The organism is Hyunsoonleella flava (genome assembly GCF_004310325.1).
GTDB lineage: Bacteria > Bacteroidota > Bacteroidia > Flavobacteriales > Flavobacteriaceae > Jejuia > Jejuia flava.
In genome coordinates, this window is sequence record NZ_SIRT01000001.1 from 115036 (window position 1) to 140955 (window position 25920).

Annotated in this window: 15 protein-coding genes; 2 read left to right on the top strand and 13 right to left on the bottom strand. The window is 34.2% G+C overall.

Features of this window, described 5'->3' with window-relative positions; genetic code table 11:
* Positions 1 to 58: 58 nt before the first annotated feature.
* The 7 genes from EYD45_RS00490 to EYD45_RS00520 all read right to left on the bottom strand — a co-directional run bounded on the left by EYD45_RS00490 (position 59) and on the right by EYD45_RS00520 (position 18612).
* Positions 59 to 5731: a T9SS type B sorting domain-containing protein gene (locus tag EYD45_RS00490; RefSeq protein WP_130962388.1), complete on the bottom strand. Its 5673-nt coding sequence runs from the start codon at positions 5729 to 5731 to the stop codon at positions 59 to 61.
* Positions 5732 to 5878: 147 nt separating this feature from the next.
* A complete protein-coding gene (locus tag EYD45_RS00495) occupies positions 5879 to 10723 on the bottom strand; it encodes a T9SS type B sorting domain-containing protein (RefSeq protein WP_233702475.1) in 4845 nt (1614 codons plus the stop codon).
* Positions 10724 to 10842: 119 nt separating this feature from the next.
* A complete protein-coding gene (locus EYD45_RS00500) occupies positions 10843 to 13299 on the bottom strand; it encodes a T9SS type B sorting domain-containing protein (protein WP_233702476.1) in 2457 nt (818 codons plus the stop codon).
* A 299-nt stretch (positions 13300 to 13598) separates the two neighbouring features.
* A complete protein-coding gene (locus tag EYD45_RS00505; RefSeq protein ID WP_130962389.1) occupies positions 13599 to 13883 on the bottom strand; it encodes a hypothetical protein in 285 nt (94 codons plus the stop codon).
* Between the two features lie 244 nt (positions 13884 to 14127).
* Positions 14128 to 16848: a T9SS type B sorting domain-containing protein gene (locus EYD45_RS00510; protein WP_130962390.1), complete on the bottom strand. Its 2721-nt coding sequence runs from the start codon at positions 16846 to 16848 to the stop codon at positions 14128 to 14130.
* A 29-nt stretch (positions 16849 to 16877) separates the two neighbouring features.
* Entirely contained in the window at positions 16878 to 17705 is an 828-nt protein-coding gene (locus EYD45_RS00515) for an ABC transporter permease (protein ID WP_130962391.1), read from the bottom strand.
* A gap of 10 nt (positions 17706 to 17715) precedes the next feature.
* Positions 17716 to 18612 carry an ABC transporter ATP-binding protein gene (locus EYD45_RS00520; RefSeq protein WP_130962392.1) on the bottom strand — a complete coding sequence of 299 codons (897 nt, stop codon included), beginning with the start codon at positions 18610 to 18612 and terminating at the stop codon, positions 17716 to 17718.
* 121 nt (positions 18613 to 18733) lie between these two features.
* Between EYD45_RS00520 and EYD45_RS00525 the strand changes: the two genes are divergently transcribed.
* The gene (locus tag EYD45_RS00525) at positions 18734 to 19807 is read left to right on the top strand and encodes a hypothetical protein (protein ID WP_130962393.1); all 1074 of its coding nucleotides are present in this window, start codon (positions 18734 to 18736) and stop codon (positions 19805 to 19807) included.
* Here EYD45_RS00525 and EYD45_RS00530 read toward each other — a convergent pair.
* The 6 genes from EYD45_RS00530 to EYD45_RS00555 are packed head-to-tail and all read right to left on the bottom strand — an operon-like array spanning position 19804 to position 24948.
* Positions 19804 to 20316, bottom strand: coding sequence for an IS1096 element passenger TnpR family protein (locus EYD45_RS00530; protein WP_130962394.1), 513 nt, complete (start codon positions 20314 to 20316; stop codon positions 19804 to 19806). The genes EYD45_RS00525 and EYD45_RS00530 overlap by 4 nt on opposite strands.
* 31 nt (positions 20317 to 20347) lie before the next feature.
* Entirely contained in the window at positions 20348 to 21364 is a 1017-nt protein-coding gene (locus EYD45_RS00535; protein WP_130962395.1) for a COX15/CtaA family protein, read from the bottom strand.
* Positions 21351 to 21815: a GNAT family N-acetyltransferase gene (locus EYD45_RS00540; protein ID WP_130962396.1), complete on the bottom strand. Its 465-nt coding sequence runs from the start codon at positions 21813 to 21815 to the stop codon at positions 21351 to 21353. Before EYD45_RS00540 ends, EYD45_RS00535 begins: the two co-directional genes overlap by 14 nt.
* Positions 21815 to 23233, bottom strand: coding sequence for a CCA tRNA nucleotidyltransferase (locus EYD45_RS00545; protein ID WP_130962397.1), 1419 nt, complete (start codon positions 23231 to 23233; stop codon positions 21815 to 21817). The genes EYD45_RS00540 and EYD45_RS00545 overlap by 1 nt, the downstream gene beginning before the upstream one ends.
* 43 nt (positions 23234 to 23276) lie before the next feature.
* On the bottom strand, positions 23277 to 23846 hold the full coding sequence (locus tag EYD45_RS00550) for an L-threonylcarbamoyladenylate synthase (protein ID WP_130962398.1): 570 nt from the start codon (positions 23844 to 23846) through the stop codon (positions 23277 to 23279).
* The gene (locus EYD45_RS00555) at positions 23839 to 24948 is read right to left on the bottom strand and encodes a glycosyltransferase family 4 protein (RefSeq protein ID WP_130962399.1); all 1110 of its coding nucleotides are present in this window, start codon (positions 24946 to 24948) and stop codon (positions 23839 to 23841) included. Before EYD45_RS00555 ends, EYD45_RS00550 begins: the two co-directional genes overlap by 8 nt.
* A 163-nt stretch (positions 24949 to 25111) precedes the next feature.
* Between EYD45_RS00555 and EYD45_RS00560 the strand changes: the two genes are divergently transcribed.
* The gene (locus tag EYD45_RS00560) at positions 25112 to 25912 is read left to right on the top strand and encodes a lipopolysaccharide kinase InaA family protein (protein ID WP_130962400.1); all 801 of its coding nucleotides are present in this window, start codon (positions 25112 to 25114) and stop codon (positions 25910 to 25912) included.
* The last annotated feature ends 8 nt before the right edge of the window (positions 25913 to 25920 follow it).

Genomic DNA, 25920 nt, shown 5'->3' on the forward strand with positions numbered 1-25920 from the left:
GTGATTAAAACCTAATCGTATTAGTAGTTTTTTATAAAAAAATGAAAAATTTAAGTTTTTATCGTTTTAATGTAAAATGGCCTTTTATATCAAACTCATCTCCTTTATAGTATACATGGGCTGCAAACCAATAATCATTTGATGGCATATGTTGTCCGTTGTATGTACCGTCCCAACCAGGAGAGTTATGCCCTAAGCTTTTAATTAGCTTACCGTATTGGTCATAAATGTGTATGATGGTGCCTTCTAACTGTTCTACTCCCGTTATGTGCCATGTATCAAAATACCCATCATTATTTGGGGTTAGGAATTTTGGGGTATCTATGACTACCACTTCTTTTGATATGGATGAGCAGCCATTGATATCGATAACGGTTATTAATCTTGGCCCAATGGGGACATTTTGGAAAAAGTTTGAAGTTTGTGGTTCACCATCATCCATTTGGTATAAATAGTCGCCAATACCACTCACCGTGATAGTGATATTATTGGGGTCTGAAAAATCTACAGTCTCGGTAAATTCAATATTAGCCTGCTCTGATTCTATGACGTTAAAAGTTTTTGTAGTAGAACAGCCGTATTTAGTAGTTACGGTAACACTATACTCTCCTATTGCTTCAATATCTATGTCGGCGGATGTTTGTCCATTAGGTGACCACAAATAAGTGTCACTTTCAAATCCGGTATCAACCGAAACCATTAATGGAAAATTCTCTAAACAAATTACTTGATCTCCAATATCATTTACGGGTTTACGTCTTACGTATGCCATGAAATCTGTTATACTGTAGCAACCAGTACTATTGTTCTCAATTCTCGCAAATAGTTTTTCCTCTATGTTTATAGTATGGAAATTGTCGTGCGGGTTGGTTTTTGACATCGCCTGTTCTTCTGAAGCATAGTAACTTACAGTAAATTCTAATGGATTTTGAGAAGCTAAGATTTGAGCATCATTTTCGGAAAGATTAAATGTATACATGTTATCATAGTCATCATCACAAGTCTCAATATCATCGGGTTTATTGGCAACAGGAAGTGGATTGACTATGAGCTGAAACGGATATACATAGTGGCAACCTCTGGAGGACGATTCAATTCTAATATAAATTGTATCGTTCATCGAATGATAAGTGTAATCTTTATCTATTTGATTGTTAGCGATTTCAGCATCATCTTCATTACTGTAATACGAAATTATTGCATCAGGATCGTTAGGTACTATAATTTGGTCTATAGTATTTAAGTTGAAGTATCTTGATGCGTTATCGCATATACTGTAGGTCTTAAAATCTTCAATAGCTGGTGGTGAAGTTACAACCAGTTCTTTGTGTATCACATTATAGCAATTGGCTGAACTATTGAACACTTTAATGTAAATGGTTTGTGGGTTTGAAATATTGGTATAATGCTCAGGGTTTGCAATTGCCGCCGCATCATCATTAAGCAGGCTTTCATCATCATAATAAGACACTATAATATTATTGGAAGCGATTGGAAATAATTCATTTTCATTAGCTGAAATATCAAAAACTATAGTTTCGTCATAATCCGAATCACATAAAGTAATTGTAGGAACTTCATTAGGATAATCATATACAATAGTTGAAAATTCAGTATTGCTAAAACACCCCGTTGTTTTGTGTTCTAAACGCACAAAAATAGCCTGCCCATCTTGGGCATTATAATTTTCTTCCAAAGGGTTTTCGCCGGTTAAGGCATCTTCATTAGTTTCATGAAACGTAATGTTATAATCATCAAAATTTTGACTATCTAATATTGAAGAAGTTTGCAAAGAAAAGTCGAATACCTCAAAACCATCAGCGCTAACATCATCACAAGCTTCCATGTCATTAGGTTTATAAGCTATTGGTAGTGGATGTACAACAAGCTGGAAGGGATATACGTAATGGCAACCTCTGGATGCAGATTCTAATCTTGCATAAATAGTATCACTATTTGTATTATAAACATAATCAGTGCTAATAGAATTAATTCCAGCTTCGGCATCGGAAGTATTTACGTAATATGTAATTATAGCGTCATTATCATTAGGAGCTACAACTTCATTAATTTCATTTAAATCGAAATATTTTGATGGATTTTCACAAATTTCGAAGGTTTTGAAATCTACAAGTGCGGGAGGTAAATCTACTTGAAGTTCTATTGGTAAACTAACAGAACAATTTGAAATAGTGTTATTTATTTTAATGTAGACCGTTTCTGGATTGCTTGTATTACTGTAGTTTTCAGGATTTGTAATTATTTCAGTATGGTTATCTACACCATCTTGGGTTTTGTGATAGGTAATCACTAGATTATTTTGTCTTACATCTAGAATTTGTAGCTCAGACTCTGTAATGTCAAACGTTACAACACCATCGTAATCTACATCGCATTTAGTTAGTGGAGATGGTTCTGTAGTTTCAGGAACTTGTACAATACTGATTAAAAAGTCTGTAAGTCCATGACAGTAGGTGCCATTTGAAATTCGCACATAAATAGGTTGAGGATTCACATAATTTGTAAATAACGGATCTATGGGGTTATACCCAAATCCAGCATCATAGGATGTTGTGTGTAGTGTAACGGTCAAATCATCATTAATACCTTCTTTTATTTGATCTATGGTGTCATTCAAATCAAAACCTTCAACACCGTCATTAGAGATATCATCACATACTATAATATTATCTGGTTCATTAAAAAGAGGGATAGAGCCCACTTCTAAAGTAAATGATGAGGTGCCAAAACATTCAGAATCTGTAACACTTTCAACTCTTGTGTAAATAGTTTGAGGATTTGAGACGTTCTGATAAATATTGTATTTATCTATTTCGTTGGTCCTGTCTATGGCGTTTTGTTCTGTCTCAAAATATAGTACCTGTTTACCCCATTGGCCATTTAAAATTTCATTATCCTTTTCATAAAAATAAAAGTCGGCAATGTCGTTAGTTCCAGATTCACAATTCTCAAAAATTGTAATTTCAGGAAATACAGGAAGTGTGTTTATATTGATATAAACATATGAAATATTGAAACAAGATGTTGTTTTACTTTTTACCCTAAAATAGGCATATTGGTTAGTGGCATTAAAATTTTCTGGATCTTCTAGAGGTGCTTCTCCATTAAAGGCTTTCCAATAGTCATCGTAATATGAAATTTCTATGTCAGACATGTCAGTTACCACATCTGGAGCAACGGCTGTTAAATCTACTGTAGAAAAATAATCTTGATCATCATCACAAACGATTATAGGCTGCGGATAGTTTACAGTTGGAGCTGTAATGATATTTATTTCCAAAGGTTTTACGGCAATACATCCACTTTGTGGATTTGAAATTCTGGTGTAAATGGTCTGTGGATTATAAGAATTATAGAATGTTGGTGGGAGTCTGTTCTCGTCATTTAGAGCATCTATTTCTGTAAGATAATATTCTATGGAAACAGGAGAGATACCTTCGGTTAAATCCGCATTAAACGTATCCAGAATAACAGAGGTATAGCCATCAGTATCTGTATCACAATAATCAACACTGTCAATATCTGGTAACTCTAAGGCAGGACTTATAATAAGATCTACCAGAACGTTTACCTTACAGATATCATCAATCACTGTGGTGTAAAGTGTTTTAGGGCTTGATGTTACAGTTATGGGAATATTTTCATTCAACGGATTGGTTTGGTTATCTAAGTCGTCCTGACTTTCATAGAACACCACGTCAATATCTCCATACTCTCCTTTTATGTCTTCTTCTATACTTTTTAAATCAAAATCGGCTATCCCGTCATTCGAAATATCATCACAAACAGCGTAACTATTATAGTCAATACCAAATTCAACCAGATTGGTTTGTAGCTCTAAAGTGGTCATGGAGAAACATCCAGTAGTATCGTCATAAACTCTAACATAGAGCAATTGATAAAATTCTGTTGTATTGTTAAAAGCTGTCTCATTGGTTATTGGGTTTTCACCTGTTAATGCATCTGCTTCGTTAAGGTGAAAAGTTGTTGTTGCATCAGTTACACCATTTAAAATACTGTTTAGAGCTACAGTTAAGTCAAATTCAGCAAAACCATCAGAATTTACTTCGCAGGCATTAATCCAATGCCTGTCTGTAATATTAATATCTGGATTAGGTTGTACGGTTACATCTATAGTGGTAGTAGCATGACAGCCAGAAAACGAATCATAAACCCTAACGAATAAGTTATCGGTTGGATTAGTATTTGTGTAAAAGGAATAGATTGGGAAAAACCCACTGTCCGCATCTTGTTGCGAATAATGGTAGGTAACAATTAATGTATTATCTCCTTCTGTAATCTCGTTATTTGCTTGGGATAAATCTATTTCCTTAAAGCCATCGTTATCTAAATCATCACACACTAAAATGGGGTCTGGTTTTGTAATAGTAGGTGCTTCGTTTACAATCAAATTAAAAGTAGGGTAGGCTATGCACCCATTATTTATATCTTCAATTCTCACATATATCGTTTGTGGATTACTTATATTTTGATATGATGCCGTAATTGGCGCATTGCTGTTTCTTGCATCGTCCTCTGAAATATGGTATGAGATATTATAGCTTCCTGAAGGTACAGAGAATAGAATTTCATTATATTTTGCATTCAAGTCAAAGGTTTCTATACCATCATTACTATTATCATCGCACAATATATAATCGGTAATATCACCGGATATTTGCTCACCATTTAGAGTAATGTCTATCTCATCTTCTATGACACAGCTTGAATTATTCAATTCGATAGTTACTTCCACTTTATAAGTTCCAGAGGTTAAAGCTGTATATTCAGGTGTATCTACTCCAGGAATTAAAGCACCATCTAAATACCAATTGTAAGAAGCCAAACTGTTGTTGATATTAGCATTTAAGTCAACGGTGTTTGCACATGTTGAAATATCTTCACCAAGATTAACTGAAGCGTTAAAGCTGTTACCCTCTATAAATACTGCAGAATCAAAATTTTGGTCGTCTTGATCTGCAATTATGAGTTTGATATTATATTTTACGTTAGGGGTTATTGTAGCGTTTGCAGTTAAAACCGTGGTTCTTCCATTAAAATTGGTATCACCTTGATTGTTTCCTTGAAAATAAGCTTCGTTTTGTGCGGGACAAAAACCAACCACTTCCTCTCTTATCGTAGTTGTATTTACTGGTGTATTGGTTCCAGGTATAAGCGCAATATTTTCGTAGGGATCCATAGTTCCAGCTTCTTTAATAAGAAAGGCGAACCCATCACTGTAATTGCATGGATTTGTTAAATAATATTCTTCTGAAGCCAATAAATAATTAAATTGAATTTGATTTGAAAAGGATACAAAATCAAATTCAATAGTTGTGGCGTTTAGCGTATTGATAATACCTAAGGCATTTTCTAGATCAGCATCTGTTCCCCATGATGTTTCGCCTTCATTTAGATTTGAAGTGTTTACAGTGTTTCCAGCAGAATTTACGCTACCCGTAGAAAGAACGATACCATTTTCAAAAGGAAAATTTGAATTACCCTTTTCAAAATACCCATAGCTTTCTATATTATTTACATTCCCATTTGTATTTGAAGATATATTACTGATTTCTACACAACCTTGTGCTAAATTGTTTAAAATCAACTGTTCTAAAGGAATTGAACTATCTGTAGTTATCTGTTGGCTGAAGAGTTTAGGGCAAAAGCATAGAATAATAAAAAGAGAGAGAAAGTAAAAATTCTTCATACGGTTGATTTATCCAGTTAGCAAGGGGCAAACCAACTTTATTATTAATAGCAACGTAAATTTAGAATTTAAAATACAGAAAAACTATACCTAATGCGGGGTATATTGAATAAAAAAGACGAACTGTTAAAAAATTTAGATGTAGAGCTATCGTTTCAATGCAAAATGGCCTCGGATGTTGAAACTTTCACCATCATGAACTATATCAGCGGAAAACCAATAGTCATCTGCAGGCATATGTTGTCCGTTAAACGTGCCATCCCAACCAGGAGACGTATGTGGTAGCATTTTTAAAAGCTTACCGTGCCTGTTGTAAATGTATACTAAGGTACCAGGCAACTCATTTACCCCAGTAATGTGCCAAGTATCAAAAAAGCCATCGTTGTTTGGTGTTACAAATTTTGGGATATCATATATAAACACCGTATCATAAGCTGGTGCACAACCGTTAATATCTATTACTGTAATCTCATGGCGTCCTATAGATACATTATCAAAAACATTTGAAGTTTGTGGTTCTTCATCATCTAAAATAAATTGATAATTACCAGTTGCATTAGCATCTATATTTACGGTGATACTGTTTGGATCAGCAAAATTAACAGTGGTACTTGGGTTTAATGGTGCTTGTTGAGATTCTATTACAGAAAAATTCTGAGTGAAATCGCAACCTGTAGGTTTAGTTACTGTTACCCAATAATCTCCAATTTGGTTAACATTACTCAAAGTAATTTCTGATGTGGTGGCACCATTAGACCATAAATAAGTATCTCCACTAATGCCAGTATCTGCACTAATTACAAGTGGTAAGTCATCAGTACAAAAAGCAACAACATCATCAATTGGAACAACAGGCAAGGGTAATACGGTAGTGCTAAACTGAGTGGTACCGTAACACCCTGTAGTTCTGTTTTCGAGCCTAGCATAGAACGTTTCGGTGAGGTTTACCTCACGAGATGTATCTATAGCATTAACGTCGTTTTCAGCATCATCAAGGGAGGTGTGAAATGTAATTTCATGGTCTGCAGCTATTTGCGTACCCAAAATATCACTTGCAGTTTCCGAAAGGGTAAATCTTAAAATACCATCATAATCATCATCACAGTACACTAGATTTTGAGGTGTGTTAGCCACAGGATTTTGATTTATTTGAAGTGTGAAGCTTCCATAGCCTATACAACCAGTGTTCAAATCTTCCATTCTAGTATATATCACATGACTATTTGATGTGTAATTGAACAAGCTGGCTAAGGCATTATTGTTATTTTGAGCATCTGTAGCACTTATAAAATAACTAATAGATACTGTACTTAAATCCTCTACAATCACATCGTCCATTTGGGATAAATCAAAAGTGTTTGTTTCATTATCACAAATTTGTTGGGTGCCACTAAATTGTATTAGAGGTAGCGGTGTTACTTCAAGCTGTAATGGCAGTACTGTGTAACAAGTAGTTAGCGTGTTTAAAACCTTGATATAAACAGTCTTCGAATTTGAATTGTAATTATTTGGATTAGGGATGGCAAGTGCGTCATTCTCAACATCATCAATATTTTCAAAATAACTTACTACAGTACCTGTTTGTATTCTGTCAAAATTTTCATATTGTGCATTGTCCAAGTCAAATATGGTAAAGCCATCGTAATCATCATCACAGAGTTCAAATATTTCTGCTTCAGAAAGATCTGGGGCTGCAACAACGTTGATACCAAAATCTTCAATAACAAAACAATCAGAATCTTGATTGTCTATTCTAACGTAAAGCTGTTGTGGGTTTAAGGTATTAGTAAAGTCTAATGGCACTGCGTTAATATTATCAATAGCATTTTGTTCGCTTGTGAAGAAGTTGATTTCTAGATTTGTAGTTGATCCTTGGGAAATCTCCTCTATTTTTTCATTCAAATCAAAAACGCCAAAACCGTCATTGCTCTCGTCATCACATATTAAAAATGAACTTGGAGTATTGTAATTAGGATTGGCTCCAACTTCAATCATGAAAGAAGAAGTGGCATTACAACTAGCATCGGTTATATTTTCTACGCGAACATATATAGTTTGTGGGCTAGAGTTATTGGTGTATGGGCTAGTTTTATCTATCGGTGATGTAAAAGCAGCGTCTTCAAAATAGAATACCTCTTTACCTGTTTGACCATTTAAAATTTCGACATCCCAATCTGTAAATAAAAATTCTGTGCGTTCATCATTATCATCCTCACATAACTGAAAATTACTTATTGATGACATTACAGGAATGGTATTGACAATAATTTCTAGGTTGGCAATAGCATAACATCCTGAAGCAGAACTCTCAACTCTCACAAATATAGTTTGTGTACCAGTTTCAAAACTCGTAGGGTCAAGTATAGGGTTTAAATTATCATTGGCATCAGTCATAGAAGTAAAAAACTGTATATTCAACCCAGTAGTACTAGGTACAATTTCAGGAATTTTATCTTCAAGATTTAAAATTGTTAATGCGTCATTATCAAGATCACAAAATAACCACGGCGTTGGTTGAGTTATAGGTGGAGCAGCTCGCACTTCTATATCGAAAGACTCTACCGTAAAACATTCGGTAGCAATATTTTCAATTCTAACAAATATGGTTTCTGTTGGTGAAGAATTAGTGTAAAATGGTGGTAGCTGATTAAAGTTGTTTTCAGCATCTGTTTGACTTCCAAAGTAATATACTAGAAAATCTGTGTTTCCACCGGTAATGATACTATCAAAACTTGATAAATCAATACTTACTACGCCGTCATCATCATCATCACAATAGGGGATGGGAGCAATAGGATTAAAGACTAGTATAGGGTTTACTACTAAGTTAATATCCGTAACTTCGGTACAATTTCCATTTCCTATGCTTACTATTAAGTTTGTTGGATTTGAAGCATTGTATACTTGATTTTTATCTAGTGGGTTATTATTGTCAAAATCTGTTTGTGTTTCGTAAAACGTCACTGTAATGCCTGGAAGTTCATTAGCAATATAAGTTTCAACAACAAATAAATTAAAATCTTCCACACCATCATTAGAACCATCATCACACAATGCAAATTCTCCAGTATCAGTTCCTGTTAATAAAAGATTTGTATGGATTTCAAGAGGCACAACAGAGGCACACCCCGTGGCATTATCTTCAACGCGAACAAAAACCGTTTGTACGTCTGGAGTTATATTCTGATAATTGGTTTCATTTGCAATAGCGTTAATACCATTATTTGCATCATCTAAACTTTCGTGAAATGTAGTGGTAACACCTGTTAATCCCTGCAAAATATCGCTGATAGCTTGAGTTAAATCGAAATTATCAGTGCCGTCATAATCTGCATCACAACCATCTAAAGGAACAGGTTCTCTATTAACTATTGGGCTATTGGTAATATCTACAGTTAGGGTACTAGTTGTATAACATCCTGTGGTGGCATTTACAACTCTTACAAATAAAGATTCAGTGGGTGTATTTGTATTTATATATGGAATCGGAACGGGATTACTACCGCTGTTCGCATCTAAATTATTGTAATGGTAAGTCACTACCAAGTTGGTGTCTCCAGACGTTATTTCATCATTTTTCACGCTAAGGTCTATGGTAGTAAAACCATCACTTGGGTCATTATCACTATCACAAATTGCCAAGTTCGTTGGGTTTGTGATATTAGGAATAGGGTTTACTACTATGTTGAATGTTGTATACGCAACACAACCAGAATCTAAATCATCTATCCTCACAAAAATGGGTTGTGTGAGTGATGTATTTTGAATGGGATTAGTTATTGGGTTCGCCCCTGATCTTGCCTCAGGTTCAGATAGATGATAACTAAACGTGTAGTTTGTAAAAGTGATGATACCTGTCAGTTCTGCATCTTTTGTGGATAATTCAAACGTTTCAACCTCATCTCCACTTAAGTCATCACAAAGCTGATAATCTGTCAGCGGATTTAAAGTGATTTCATTTTGAATGGTAACTACAATTTCATCTTCTTCAATACAACTGGAAGAACCAAGAGGCGTTGTAATCTCTACTCTATATGTACCGCTTTGAGAGACATTTAGCATAGGATTGGTCTGTCCCGGAATAGGTGTTGTGCTACCGTTTAAAAACCATTCATAAGTTGATGAAGGGTTCTGGATATCTGCATCAAGGGGCACTGAGCTTGCACAAGTTGTGATGTCTTCTCCTAAATCGAGTATTCTAAAACTATCACCCTCAATAAAAACTGCAGAATCAAATCTTTGATCGGCTTGGTCAGCAATGACTAACTTAATATGATATTGTACATAAGGCGTTATGGTTGCAGTGGCGGTGAGTACTTCTGTTCTACCATTATAATTTGTGTCTCCTATGTTGTAACCATCAAAATATTGCTCATTTTGTGCGGCACAAACACCAACAATTTCGTCATGTACCGTATTAGTGCTAACAGGGGTTGAGGTACCGGGAACAACTGCAATATTTTGATAGGGCCCCACGCTGCTAGCTTCTCTTATCAAAAAAGCAAAACCATCAGAGAACTGACAAGGGTTAATACCAGAGTATTCCTCAGATGCTAAAAGATAGTTAAATTGAACCTGATTAGAAATCGACACAAAGTCAAATTCTATTGAGGTAGCATTCAAAAAATTATTATTACCAAGGGCATTTTCTAAATCGGTATCTGTTCCCCAAGTGGTTGCGCCTTCGCTTAAATCTGTAGTGATTAAAGTATTACCACCAGATTCTGCATTACCAGTGGAAAGCATTATTCCACTTTCAAAAGGAAAGTTGGAAGAACCACGACTAAACTCTGCAAAACTTCTAAAACCATTAGCATCACCATTAATGTTTGATGTAACATTTGAAACCTCAACGCATCCGTCAACTAAATTATCTTCGATAAGTTGATTTATGGTAACATTTCCATTAACGTTAATTTGTTGTGCCACAAGGGAATATGTGCTTAATAAAAGCACAATTAAGATAAGATTGAAATGTAGGGGCTTTTTCAATGTCTTTAATTTGGGTAAAACTACAACTTTTACAAGATGTAATGCGAGGTCGAAAGTAAATATATTTTAGATGAAACGCAAAAAAATCCGATAAAAAACAATAATTCTAAGTTATATGTTTAATGTTTTAATGTGAAATGATCTTTAAAAATCCTCCCATCCTCCAGTAATACTGAAAACCAGTAATCATCAGTTGGCAAAACTTGTCCATTAAAAAAACCATTCCATCCTTCTTCTGAAGGTGATAATTCCTTTAATAGTTTACCATATCTATTATAGATTAAAATTTTGGTTTGCGACTGAAACGTATCCGAAATACCGTAAACTTGCCAAGTATCATTTTCTCCGTCGCTATTGGGCGTAAAAAACTTAGGAAAACCTATTACAGATATATCTTGCTGCGTTGTACCACAATTATTTTCAATATCCCTAATTAAAACTGTGTAAAATCCAGGTGCTACATCTTCAAAAGTGTTAATTTTTTGGAAGTCGTAGTTTACGCCTTCATTATTCACTAAACTATATTCATATTCACCTTCGCCGGTTGCATTTACAACAACACTATTATTTTCGGAGGCATCAGTAACTTCTATGGATTCAATAGTTGCAGTATTTGAAGCTTCTATAGTTATAAGCTTTTCCTTGCTACAATTTGTCGTTCTATTAGTTACTGTAACTGTTATGTTTCCTATGGTATTGGACTCTATCGTATAATCATCTTCCCCAGTTGACCAACTATATAAAAAGTCTGCAGTGTTGCCACTATTTAAACCTGCATCTATCAGCATAGGTTGAGGAAAAAAGTTAAGACAATAGTTTACAAGTGTTTCATTTTCTATATCTGGTAGTTCGTTAACAATGAGTTGGACCTCGCTTATACCATAACAGTTGTTGTTATTTTCTACACGGGCATAAATAGTTTGCAAATTTGGAGTGGTATTGGTGTATGCGGTACTTAAACTGTTCTGTTCGGTCAATGCGTCCTCATAACTTTCGAAATACGAAATATCAAGTCCTGACGGTAGTCCACTAATAATATCAGAATCAGCATCATTTAGATTAAAACCGTAAAATCCATCTTCAACACCATCATCATCACAAGCTATCATACTCGTATCAAAAGCATCTGTGACACTAACGCTAATGGTTAACTCAGCCTCTGTGACGCAGGAGGTATTATCATTTATTACCTCTACATAGACGGTTTGTGGATTTGAAGTATTGGTATAACTATTGGATGTTGTTATCTCATTTGTTCTTCCGGCATCACTATAAAACTTAGTGGATAGATTATCTACACCATTAGTTAATATTGAATTTGCTTCGTTTAGATTAAATATAGTAATGCCATCAATAATTCCATCTTCATCGCATTGCAGAATGCTATGATCAATTCTTGTAGAGGCAGGATTAACAACAAGTAATATGGGAGAGGTGCTCACACAATTTAAATTTGATGCATCTTGTATACGCACATAAATTTCCTCGCTAAATGCAATACTGTTATAATAGGTGTCAGGTAATATGGTAGCTGCGGTACCAAGTTCAGCACCGGTTAAGGAACTATGATACGTAATGTTTATATCTGATGGGTTTTGTCCATTTAAAATTTCCTCGTTTTTGCTGGAAAGTGTGAACTCCGCTCTTCCGTTAGCATCGTCACCATCATTTAAATCATCACAAATCACATAATCTGACGGTTCAGCAAAATCTGGGCCAAGATTTACTCTTAAATTGAATTGAGCAAGATCAAAACATTCCGTGATATTATTGGTCATTCGGGTATGTATTATTTGTGGATTTGCAATGTTGGTATACGGACTAGTAATAGGGTTGATGCCAATATTTGCATCACTCTCTGTTTCGTGATAGGTAATTGTAACATCAGTTTGCGTGCCTAAAATGGCACTTGTATTACTTTCTAAATCAAATGCAGTAAATCCGTCATCAAAAGGAGCGTTAATATCACAGCTTTCCAAGTTAAGGGGAGTACCAGAAATATTGGCATTATTTATTGGTGGTTCTGCAAACCTAGCGGTACCTGTCCATTCCAACCAGAAAGCACTTCTGCCTTCAGGTCTATCTATTACAATATAATAAGTTTCTCCTGCCTGTACATCAAGCCACTTTACAAAACTATTACCATCTGGTCCACGACCTTCGCTTGTATCGGTTTCGGTGCCATTCATGCCTGTAAAATTACTTGTTAGACCAGCTTGTATAGGATTTGTTGTAGAGCAACGGATCGCTGTACCAATATTATTGCAAGATACATTGGGACCAAATACAAAAAAATCATAATCTTCATTAATATCAGCTACAGATGGCTTAACGATAAAACCTAGTGTGCCAGTATTAATTGTAGTAACCTTTAGCCAAACACTATTGTTCTCTTGACTTTCGCAATTAACTCCAAATCCTAATTCCTGGGTTCCAATCCCGTTGACATCTAGATTCATTTGAGAATTACCGCAGGCAATAATTGCGTCTATACAATCAGTAGGCACTTGGGATAATGCATGGTTATACAGTAATACTAAAACAAGTAATATTGAGGTTTTAGAGAATAGTTTCAATTTTCAATTTTTCATTAAAATTATCCGAAAGCCATCACAAACTTTAAAGCATAAGCGTTATGAAATCATTTATATTTCTTGCTTCACTTTAACTTTTTTCTATGAATATATCATGAAATTTATTTATTTATAATAAAGAAATTTCTTTTTTTCAGTCAATCTTTTTAATTTAAAACTTCTTATTTTAATTGATTGAATTATTTTTATCAAGGTTTTAGGTTGGTTATTAAATAAACAATTTCTGATTGATTATAAAATAAAATAAGTAAGATTTAATCTAACTGCATATAATTGAGTATTTAATTAGTTTTATATACAGCTATCCATTGCATTATATTATTAGATATTACTTTGTACTGGAAACGAAAATTATAACCACCATAAGAAAATGTTTTTTGATATGTGTCTGAAGCACTATCATAAATCGCAGTTCCATGGAGTAAATTTGAATCGATTAGCATGGTAACTTTGTTTGTATTTGCATCAATTTTAAAGGTGAATTCATCATGTTCAACACCACAATTCATATCAACAGATTCTTTATGCACTGAGGAGTTTGGATATGCAATGTGAGCACATATCATTGAGGTGTTAGAGTTGTTGTTTAAAGTGTAAGAACTAAATGACAGTGTAAGAACTAAATGACAGTGTAAGAGCGAATAGGCTAACAATAAAAAGTATCTTTTTCATTTTTTTTAATTTTAAGTTAAGTAATAAAGATACGTTTTTTAAATCATTTTCACATATAAAACATTCTTGGTAAATAGGTTGTGGTTAACTTTCATAAGCATTTTATTTACCCTAGATTAATTATATGAGTTTTATATATTAATATTTAAGCGTGAAGTGGTCTTTAAAAACCCTACCATCTTGTAGTTTTACAGAAAACCAATAGTCATCAGAGGGAAGCATCTGTCCATTTACCAAGCCGTCCCAACCTTCGCCTGTAGGTGATATTTCCTTCATAAGTTTGCCGTATCTATTAAAGATTAGGATTTTACTATCTGGTTGAAACATTTCAGATACGCCGTATACTTGCCAAGTGTCATTTTGACCATCGTTATTTGGAGTAAAAAATTTAGGGAATCCAATAACTGATACAGCATCTTGAACGACACCGCAATCGTTTTCAATATCCTTTACTAGAACATTGTAAATACCAGGACTAATATTTTCAAATACATTACTTTCTTGGTAAGGTATAACCACTTCGTTATTTTGTTTTATAAGACTGAATTGATAGCTCCCATCTCCAGAAACGTTAACAGTTACTTTATTATTTTGTGTTACATCAATTACCTCTATTGAATTAATAGTTGCTGGATTGGAGGGTTGAATTGTAACACTACGCTGTTTAGAACATCCAGTAGAGATATTGGTAACTGTAACCGAGTAAGTTCCTATCTCATTTATGTCTATTTCATAAGTTTGATCACCTGTAGACCAGTTATAGCTATAATCAGAATAATTTAAATCTACAAGTCCGGCATCAATAGAAATGGTTTGAGGGAAAAAGTTTGTACAATAAAGATCTGTATCCTCTGTAATAATTTCGGGAAGTCTATTCACTGTTAGTAATACCTCACTAATACCATAACAATTATTGTCATTTTCTACCCTTGCATATATCGTCTGAGAATAAGGAGTAGTATTAGTGTAAGTTTCTTCTAGATTGTTCAGTTCCAAAAGCGCGTCTTCATAGGTTTCAAAATAAGTTATGTCTAAATCAAAAGGTAAACCATCAGTGACTTCTACATTTGCATTCATGAGATTAAAACTATATTGTCCATCTTCTGTACCGTCGTCATCACATACAGTAATTTCTGTATCAAAAGAGTCTGTGACACTAACTTCTAAGGTTAATTCTGCATCTGTTTTGCACAGGGTTTTCCCATTAAATACTTCAATATAAATAACTTGAATACCACTTGTATTTAAAAAGTCTTCTGGTTTCTCAACTGGGATTGTTCGAGAGGCATCTAAAAAAAACCTCGCAGACAAGTCTGCATCTCCACCAGTCAAATCCACAATTGCTTCTTCTAGATTAAAACGAGTAATTCCATCTTTAGTACCGTCTTCATCGCATTGAAGGATGGTATGGTTGTATGCAACAGGATTTTCGTTAAATATTACAAAAGCCTGTCCTTCAATGGCACATTCACCATTGTTTGGGTTGATAAATACTTCATAGTGACCAGACTCTGTAACGTCCAAATCAAAATCTGTATCAGGTAAGGGAATGCCATCCTTTGTCCAATCATAAGTTGCTCCAGGTATGACTTCAGATGTCAAAGTATATGAATCATTTTCACAAAGTGCAAGATTTATTTGGCTTTCACCATTTTTTATAATATCAATTTGAGTATTAAAAAAAGATGCTACAAAAGGAGGCAATCCTTGTGAAGACTGCGCAGGAAAAAGATTTATAGAGTTATGGTTATAATTAGATGCTGCTCCTACTGCATTAGGATTTCCAATAATACCCAAACCATTTGAACCACTGGCATAGGTTTCACTTAGTGCTCTATATATTCTTCCATCTGGCCCTAATTGAAGTGCTCCCCGGTAAAGCTGACGCTCATCCAAAATCACTTGAGAGTCTTGAAAATTGGCTGCGCTATAATTAAATTGATATAAAGCAGCATAATGATTTGCTGGATTGTTGTTGTTAATAGGATTTTCCCTGTCGAAGAAATCATTAGTGGCGTTAATGTATAATAAGTTACTATCAGGTGAAAACTCTACACCATAAGCATAGATAGCTTCATTTGCGCCGTTTAATATTAGCTCTCTTTGGTTTGATACTGTACCAGTATCTGCATCAAAATCATATATAAACATTCCACCGCTGGTATTGGCGCATGCAACTTTTTCTCCATCAGGAGATAGTTTTAGGTATCCTCTTGCATCATCAATAGCGACAGGAAATGAGGATGTTACCGAATTGGGGTTAACTCCAATATCTGAAATTTCAAAAGCATGAAATGTATTAAAAATGCGTTCTGTTCCATCAGATGAAGCAAACGTAAGAAGCCAAATAGAGCCATTAAAACAGTCCTTTAAAACCGCAGTAATCTTTTCAGAGCAACTTTGTAATAAATTAATGTTTTTATTAGTTACTGCTCCTAAGCCCCCATTTAAAGACATGTCGACTATAGAGTAGTTTAAGCCTTGATCTACACCATCAAGTAGATTGTCAACTGTAAATACGAAGAAGGTATCTGAATCATTTGGTTTTGGTACAATTATCCCAGACTGGGCACTAGAAGAATCTCCAAAGAGCCCAAAACCATTAGACATTACATCATGATTTTTGTCCCAAATGGTAACGCCATCGGTGTAAAACAATAAATTGCCTTGTTCATCTGAAATGCTTGAGCAGCCTTCGCGTGTGTTCAATTGTCCATCCCGAACGACGCTAATTGAATTATTATCCAAATTAAATTTTAAGCCAGCATTTTCACCGAAGTACCAATTTGCAGCCTGCCTTTGAGCAAATAGGTTTAGGGCAAACATCCATAGCAATACGAATAGCGCAGTTTTTTTCATCTTTTACATAGCAAATGCTACCAAAGATATTACAAATCCCGCTTTTTTAATAATCTATACGATAAAAAGATGAATAGGGCTGTCCAACCCAGTACTATCACTATTTCATGCCAGTGTACTGCATAATCGTATGCCAATTCTGCTTTGTCGGGAAATTTTGTCATGGCAATACGTTGAAAAGGCTGATCAATAAGCTTGTACATAGATTCTAAAGGCAAAAAGTTCTTTAATTTGAAAGCACTATCCGTACTTCCAAATGCCTCGTAAGCTCCCCAAAATACCAACCATTCAAAAATGTAAAGCACAAATAGAAAGGCTAAGGCGAACGCTGAACGTTTTACCAACATTCCTAGAAATAAACAAAGACTAAAGAAACCTACTAGTTTTACAAAATAGCCTAGTAAAAAGTTCATTTCCTGAATGATTATACCAAACTCATTATAGCTTGAATAAAATAAACCAATACATAAAGAAATTAGTCCAATTAAAATTGTAGAAACTAAAGAAAAGAATATAATTGTGTAAAACTTTGATAGAATAAATTCTTTCTTGCTCAACCCATCTATAAGGTTTTGTTTTAGGGTTTTGTTGCTGTATTCATTACCTATCATGCTTACTACTACAATGGCAAAGAAAAATTTGAATTGCGATGCAAAAAACGTTGTTAAATGCCAGATAATAGGAAAGTTAAACACACCCAACTCACCAAGTTCTAAGGTAAAAAAACCAAAAACATTGATTTTTATTGAGGATAATAATATGACTAAAAACGGCAAAACAAACGAGATAAAAATTAGTACTTTACTCGTTTTATTTAGCAATAGTTTTTGTAATTCTAATTGTAAAAGACGTAACATTAGCGGTGGGTTAGTTGTTATCAGTTAGTTGTAAAAATTGTTCTTCAAGGCTTTCTTTTCGCTGTACCAAATGTGTCAGCACAATGCCTTCTTTAAAAAGTTGCTTGTTAAAATCTTCAGAGCTTAACGGCTGGTTTAAAAATGCTGTAATTAAATCATCTTCAACTTTCACTTTACCAAAAACAGGATCTTTTTCAATAACATCAAGCAGACCTTTTTGGTTGTTGCATTTCAACTCAAAAAATCCGTGGCTTGAAATCATTTCATCCACACGGCCAGAATATAATTTTACACCTTTTCGTAGCACAACCACATGAGAACATACTTTTTCTACTTCATCCAAGAGGTGCGATGCCAACAAAATAGTAGTACCTTGGTTTGCAATTTCCTTAATTATTTGGCGTATTTGATGAATGCCTTGAGGGTCCAAACCATTGGTAGGTTCGTCCAAAATTAAAATTTCAGGATCGTTCAATAGGGCAGAGGCAATTGCTAAACGTTGTTTCATACCCAAGGAATAGGTTCTAAATTTGCTGTTTTTACGTTCAAGAAGCCCTACAATTTCAAGTTTTTCGTCAATTTTAGTAACGTCAACTCCTTTTATTTTACATACCAATTTTAAGTTCTCTGCAGCGGTCATGTAAGGATAGAAGTTAGGCCTTTCAATGATAGCACCCACTTTTTTTAGTGCATCATGGGTTGTTATACTGCCATCAAACCATTTAAAATTGCCCGATGTTCTATTAACTACGTTAAGCACAATGCCTAAAGTTGTTGATTTTCCGCTACCATTAGGCCCTAAAATACCATAAACGTTTCCTTTATTAATGGTGAACGAGAGGTCTTTTACAGCAGTGAGATAGCCAAATTTTTTGGTAAGATTGTTAATTGTTAAAATTGGTTCCAAACGTAAAAATTTTATACTGAGAAGAATTCAGTAGTTGATTAGTTATATTGTTAAGACGAAGGTTGTCTAATTTTGTTACATTAATGCTAAGAAAAGCTTAAATTTGGATAATGACAATCTTATGGAAGATTTAAAAATTTCAAAGAAAAAACCCTCGTTCCCAATTTCTGAAAAACTGAATGATTATCTTTCAGATTACAGTAGAAACCTGAAACTTCCAATCTTTTATGATGATTTGCTGAGGTTTCAAGGTGCTATTGAAGTACTTGATAAAGATGATGAGGATACGCTCTGGGTACGGGTGTATTATAGTGAATTTGATAGGCAAGAGATAGATGCCTCATTAAAAAAAGTCTATACCATATTACATTCAGATGGTAACGAAGATATTTTCCCCTTTTTAAGTGTAGATGCCATAGACTATTGTACGTTTGGTAATTCTAAGCCTTTTAGAATAAAAGTTAGGAATGTTTTGAACGATAACTACACTTACTTCTATGTAAAAACGGCAGATGCTTCTAGGATTTACGGGTTAGAGTTAGAACATATGTTATCGCCGTATAACTTGAATTTTTTGGTTAGCAATAATACACTTATTGAGGAGCATATAGCAGGGATTCCAGGAGATGTTTTTATCAAAGATATGTTGCTGCAATGTACCAAAAGTGAAAAAGCCCAAATAGCAAAGGAGTTTGTGAAGTTTAATGAACGTTGTATGATTCGTCTATTGGGCGATATGCGCTCTTATAATTATGTAATTGTGCCTACGCATGATTTTGATAAGGTAGTATATAAAATTAGAGCTATAGATTTTGATCAGCAATCCTACGAAGGTAAGTTTAATATATACCGCCCACAGTTTTTTAAGGAGAATTTGGAGATGGTAAAAATAGTATCAGATTCTTTTCAAAAGCTATCTATAGAACAATATAAAATTGAAGAGCGCTCTATCCTTGTAAAGCGATTAAAAAGTTATAATTCCCGAATTAATGAACTTTTAGAATGTATGGTTGAGGACCGCATTTCAACAAAAGAACATATTGATTTATTAAAGCTTAAAATTTTTGAGTATACCCATGATGTAAGTTTTAAGAAATGTAAAACCATGGGCGATATTCTAGAAAAGGCCTTGGAGTTTTTAGTGAACAACTATGAAAACGTTAATCCGTTGCATATAAGGAAAAAACGCGTTTAGTTCCAGTTTTCATCGAAATCTAAATTGTCGTAATCTTCGACATCAATACCGTCATCAAACTCATTAAGGTCATCGCTGTCGTCAGCTTCAAAAACACGATCTGGAGCTGCATCTGGCACCTGTCCTTGTACAAACATAAGGTTGGGGTAATCAAATCCTTCCACCACATCAACAATTTCAGCAAGTTCAACATAAAAGGTCCACATGCTTAAAAAGTCGTATACATAAATCAACTTGGTTTGTGCCTCATGTACTACATCGGAAATTTCAGTTTCATTCATTAAACGTGCAGAACCATCATCACTTAAATCAAATAATGAAATTTCTTCCCCTTGGTCCCATTGGTCATTGCTAATGTAAAATGATGCCATTTCGGTACCGTCAAATCCAAAAGATTGGGTAATGATGTTGTGCAAATCTTCTAAAGAATCGGTTTCGCGAATCTCTAAATCGCGAAAAATATCCTCTTCAGTATCGTTATCTAAAATGACTCTAAATCTATAAATCATAATTGAAATGTGTTGCCACAAAGATATAGTTTTATTTGCTAAACCTATGTAGTGTAAATACCATGGCAGATAGTAACAGAAATGCTCCAACTTGATGTGCTACACCCAACCATACAGGTACTTGAAGTAAGATAGTAAATACCCCAAGCAAGAATTGAATAGATACCATTATTAATAAGGCAGCAACACCAATAACTTGATATTTTGAAAGGATTAATTGTTTACTTTTTCGCCATATTAAAACAATCATAATCACCACAATATAGGCCAAAATGCGATGCACAAACTGTACACCACTTTTGCCTTCAATGAAGTTTTTGTACAATGGGTTTTGTTCAATATAAACTGTTTCGTGCATAAACTTACCTTCACTCATCATCGGCCAATGGTTGTGTATCCAGCCTGCATCTAAACCTGCTACAAAAGCACCGTATATTATTTGGATAATTAAAATCACCAATCCAAAACGCACTAGGTTTCTAAAAGAGGTGTTGATCTCTTTTCTATGCGGAAAAATTAAATCTAAAGCTACCCAGAAGGTGTAGGCAAATGTGAGGAATGCAGTTGTTAAATGTGCAGCTAGCCTGTAATGGCTTACGTCTGGCCTGTCTACCAGCCCGCTTTTTACCATATACCAGCCCAAGAACCCCTGAAAACCGCCCATAAATAGCAATATAATTGCCTTTTTTGTAGTCCTTTTTGTGAGTTGTTTTGTGACTAAGAAATATAAAAATGGTATGATAAAAACTATTCCTATCAAACGACCCAGAACCCGATGTAACCATTCCCAGAAGTAAATATCCTTAAAATCTTCTAAATCAAAATGATTGTTTAGTTTTTGATATTCGGGGTATTGCTTGTATAAATCAAAAGCTTCTTGCCATTCAACCTCATTCATTGGCGGTATTGTTCCAGATATCAATTTATAGTTAGAAATTGATAAACCAGAATGAGTTAACCGCGTAATTCCACCAACAATTACCATGATAAAAATCAATATACATCCAGTGAGTAACCAATAAACAACGCGTTTGTTATCCTTTTTCATAACCTAATTCTTTTTCAAAACAAATACTATTATCCACACCTATATATGGACCAAAATTTTCTATAATTTGATAATTATTCTTTTTGTAAAAGCCAACAGCCTCAACTTGTCGTTTTCCTGTTTCTAGGATACAACTTTCAAATTTCAATTCTTTTGCCCAAGTTTCTAGCTCGGTTAAAACTTTTGTTGCAAGTTGTTCGCCTCTGTAATTTGGAACGGTATACATTCTCTTAATTTCAACTTTTCTATCATCAAAAGGTTTAAAAGCGCCACAAGCCACAGGCGTATTTTCTAGATATGCTACAACAACCTGTTTTAAAACGTCTATACCGTTGTACTGCATGTAAAATTCATGCTCCTCCCCATCAACGGTTTTGAGATAGTTGTTGAGTTGAGTTACCAAGTTTACAAAACCTGAATGTTTAGAATTTGTACGTACTAATTTCAGCATCAATCTTTTGCTTTAAGTCCTAGTTCTTTTCCTTTTTGCAACATTAATGCATAAGCGGCATCATGTTCATTTGGTATATCACCTTCTAAAATAGCTTCTTTTATGGCTTCTTTTATCATGCCAATTTCTCGTGACGGTTTTAAGTTGAAGGTCTCCATTATTTCTTCGCCAGTGACTGGAGGTTGAAAATTGCGAACATGATCGCGTTCTTCTACCTCAACAATTTTTTCTCTTACCAGCTTAAAATTATTATGATATTTATTAAACTTTTTTGGGTTTTTTGTAGTGATGTCTGCTTCACAAAGTGTCATCAAATCATCAACATAATCTCCAGCATCAAAAATTAAGCGTCTTACTGCTGAGTCTGTAACAATATCTTGAGCAAGCACAATCGGTCTTGAACTCATTAATACCATTTTTTGTACAAATTTCATTTTATCATTCAATGGCATTTTTAAACGTTTAAACAAATGATATACCATTTTGGAGCCTTCAAATTCATGCCCATGGAATGTCCAGCCCACCTTTTTGCTAAAGCGTTTGGTTGGTGCTTTACCAATATCGTGCAGTAGGGCGGCCCAACGCAACCAAAGGTTATCGGTGTGTTTAGCGATGTTATCTACAACTTCAAGGGTATGGTAGAAATTATCTTTGTGCCGCTGCCCTTCTTTTTCATCAATGCCCTTTAGCGCAGTTAATTCAGGTAGAATATGCTTTAATAATCCCGTTTTTTCTAATAATAAGAAACCGATTGATGGTGTTTCGCTTTCTAATATTTTATGAAGCTCAACAACAATTCTTTCATTGGTAATTATTTTAATGCGACTAGAATTTTTTGAAATGGCACTCAAACTTTTGGCTTCAATTTTAAAACTAAGCTGAGTTGCAAACCTTATGGCGCGCATCATTCTTAAAGGGTCGTCACTATAGGTAATATCAGGGTTTAGAGGTGTTCTAATGATGCCATTCTTCAAATCATTTATTCCATTAAATGGGTCTAGTAGCTCTCCGTATGACGCTTCAGACAAATTAAGCGCCAATGCGTTAATGGTAAAATCTCTTCGATTTTGATCGTCTTCTAGTGTTCCATTTTCGACCACCGGATTTCTACTATCCTCAGCATAAGATTCCTTTCTTGCACCAACAAATTCCACCTCAATATCTTTATAGCGCAACATTGCTGTTCCGTAAGTTTTAAAGATTTGCACCTTAGGTTGTGTTGGTAAATTTTCGGCAACCTTTTTAGCTAATTCAATACCGCTACCTATTGCAACGATATCTATGTCCTTTGCATCTCCGCGTTGTAGTAGCAAGTCGCGAACAAAACCGCCAATAACGTAGCTTTCTAGATTTAGTTGTTTTGCAGCGCTTGAAATAGCCTTAAATATATCGTTTTGTAGTGCTTCTTTGTAGTTCATGAACAAAATTCCAGAGCGCCAATAATAGCACTTAGCGAGCTAATTATTTGCGTAAAATCTTTACAATACTGCTATTATCAATTTGAATAATAGACGCAGGTTTTGTGCAATTTTTTTGCATTTGCAAATTTACGACATAGTCCACACCTTTTAAAATGGTAGGCGCTATTTCTTCATAATATTTTGGACTGGCTTCTCCCTCAATACATGCCAAGGAAGTCGCTATGGCACAGTTTGTTCTCCTAAGTAGTTGATAACAAAACTCATCGTCTGGAATTCTGATAGCTATTGTGTTGTTTTTCCAGTATAAATTTGTTGCTAAATTTTGTGGCATATCATAAACTATCGTAGTTGGTGTATCGGCAATCTCAATAATACTTTGTGCTGCATCAGGTATTTGTTTTACATATTTACCTAGCATACGGTCGTCTGCCACCAGACATGTAATGTTTTTTGGATTGTCGTTTTGTTTTAGCATTAAAAGTTTTTCAACACTAGATGCATTATTAGCATCACAGCCTATAGACCAACAAGTGTCTGTTGGAAACAAAATGAGTTTTCCAGCTTTTATGGCTTCAACAGCACTCTTAATTTCTAAATTAAAGTTAGGCATCTTTTAAAACATCTTTATAAATTTTGATAGTTTCTTGAGCCATATTAGAAGTAGTGAATTTCTTTAATAATTTGTTATAACTTTTTTCTAAGAATTGTGATTGTAACTCTGGAGAAACAGCCAGTTTTAATATATAATTGCTTAGAGTTTTATCATCATGCATTTTGGCTAAAAATCCATTAACACCGTGTTCAATAACTTCAGGAATACCACCAACATCAGTGCTAATTATTGGCGTTTTATGGTACATGGATTCATAAATAAATTGTGGTAAACCTTCGCTTTGGGATGTCATTAGCGATATATCAAACTGAGGAATAAAGTTTGACGCATTAGGGGTATAATCCATAAAAATGATGTGGTTGTTTAAATCATGAGTTTCTACTTCTTTCAAAAGCGCATCGGTTCTTTCGCTAAATGTTCCAATTTGAACAAATACAAATTCCTTTCTTTTTTCAATATTAATAATATTATGCACAACCTTGATAAAGGTTTCAAGATGCTTAGCTCTAATGTGGTTACCAATATTTCCAACAATAATTTTATCTTTTGAAATATTAAATTTATCCCGGATTTTGAAAGGTGTTTCAGTGCTTTTTGTTCTTAGGTTTGTACCGTGATAAACCGTTACCAATTTATTTTTGTCCTTTATGGCTTTTTCTGAAACTCTTTTGGTTTCTTCCGATACACAGAGGATTTTTTTAATTCTTGGGTAGTTGTATTTAAACAAAGTCTTTTTGCGCTGTTTTATGGGGAACGATGTTTTTTTACTAAATATAAACGGTGGTAGGTTATAAATTTTATCAGCAATTATTGAAAGTTGTAAAGCGCCTGGGTCGTGAATATGGATTAAGTCTATATCTAGTTTTTTACAATTTTTACCAAGTTTAAAAACATATCTTAAGTCTATTTTAATTCTAAGAGGCGCGGTTTTAAAGGCAATTTCAGATTTTGACAGGCGCTTATGGAATGGCGTATCTTTAACACATAGCACTGTGTTTTTTATTTCAGGATTTGTAATGGCCAACTCATTGCACAAATTTTCTATATGATATTCGCCACCTCCCCAATTTGTTACTCCAGATACGTGTAAAATATGCATAAACCCTGTTATTTGGCAGTTTTAAAACTTTAACCAAAAGTAAAGGTTGCATGTTGATTACACAAATGTTATAATAGATTAACTAAAGCATCTTCTAGAGTTTTTACTCTAATTTATTTAGATATATTTGCAGAACTGGTAAGCTAAGATTCTTGTTTTTTTGATGCATAAAACCCTAGTTGTACATCCCGACAATTCTAATTTAAAAAAAGAGATTGCTGCCGTAATTTCTAATTTTGAAGACTATAACGATATTCTTGGGGATGCAGAAAGAAATATTATCAAAAATGTAACTTTAAATGATAGGGTATTAACGATTAAATCATTTAAAATTCCCAATGTAGTCAATCAAATTGCCTATCGTTTTTTTAGAAAATCTAAAGCAGAACGTTCTTATAGGTATGCTATGAAATTGATAGACTTAGGTGTCAAAACGCCGCTTCCTGTAGCTTACCAAATAGAATTTACTCGGTTTTTATTCAAAAGAAGTTACTACATCAGTGAGTTTGTAAATGCTGATTTAACATACAGGGAGCTAACCACAGATTTTAGTATTAAAGATCACGAGGCTATTCTCAGGGCATTTACAAGGTTTACTTATCAACTTCACAAAAAAGGTGTACATTTTTTAGATCATTCACCAGGAAATACACTAATCGAAAGAACAAAAGAAGGTTATAATTTTTATCTGGTTGATTTAAACCGTATGGAATTTGGAACCTTAGATCTTGATACAAGATTGAAAAACTTTTCTAAACTTACCATTCATAAACCTATGATAGAAGTAATGGCTAATGAATATGCAAAGTGTACGGGAGAAGATGAAGCCAAAATTTTTAATGCGATGTGGAACCATACAAAAGCATTTCAAGATAGATTTTATAGAAAAATTAGAATTAAGAAGCGCGTGTTTTTCTGGAAAAAGAAATATAAGAACAGAGTGTCTGAATCGCCAATAAAATAGTGAAGAAA

Bases quoted from the DNA above. Each gene is read 5' to 3' on its own strand.
- EYD45_RS00490 (WP_130962388.1), bottom strand. From the start codon at position 5,731: ATGAAGAATTTTTACTTTCTCTCTCTTTTTATTATTCTATGCTTTTGC.
- EYD45_RS00505 (WP_130962389.1), bottom strand. From the start codon at position 13,883: ATGATATGTGCTCACATTGCATATCCAAACTCCTCAGTGCATAAAGAA.
- EYD45_RS00510 (WP_130962390.1), bottom strand. From the start codon at position 16,848: ATGAAAAAAACTGCGCTATTCGTATTGCTATGGATGTTTGCCCTAAAC.
- EYD45_RS00515 (WP_130962391.1), bottom strand. From the start codon at position 17,705: ATGTTACGTCTTTTACAATTAGAATTACAAAAACTATTGCTAAATAAA.
- EYD45_RS00525 (WP_130962393.1), top strand. From the start codon at position 18,734: ATGGAAGATTTAAAAATTTCAAAGAAAAAACCCTCGTTCCCAATTTCT.
- EYD45_RS00530 (WP_130962394.1), bottom strand. From the start codon at position 20,316: ATGATTTATAGATTTAGAGTCATTTTAGATAACGATACTGAAGAGGAT.
- EYD45_RS00535 (WP_130962395.1), bottom strand. From the start codon at position 21,364: ATGAAAAAGGATAACAAACGCGTTGTTTATTGGTTACTCACTGGATGT.
- EYD45_RS00540 (WP_130962396.1), bottom strand. From the start codon at position 21,815: ATGCTGAAATTAGTACGTACAAATTCTAAACATTCAGGTTTTGTAAAC.
- EYD45_RS00545 (WP_130962397.1), bottom strand. From the start codon at position 23,233: ATGAACTACAAAGAAGCACTACAAAACGATATATTTAAGGCTATTTCA.
- EYD45_RS00550 (WP_130962398.1), bottom strand. From the start codon at position 23,846: ATGCCTAACTTTAATTTAGAAATTAAGAGTGCTGTTGAAGCCATAAAA.
- EYD45_RS00555 (WP_130962399.1), bottom strand. From the start codon at position 24,948: ATGCATATTTTACACGTATCTGGAGTAACAAATTGGGGAGGTGGCGAA.
- EYD45_RS00560 (WP_130962400.1), top strand. From the start codon at position 25,112: ATGCATAAAACCCTAGTTGTACATCCCGACAATTCTAATTTAAAAAAA.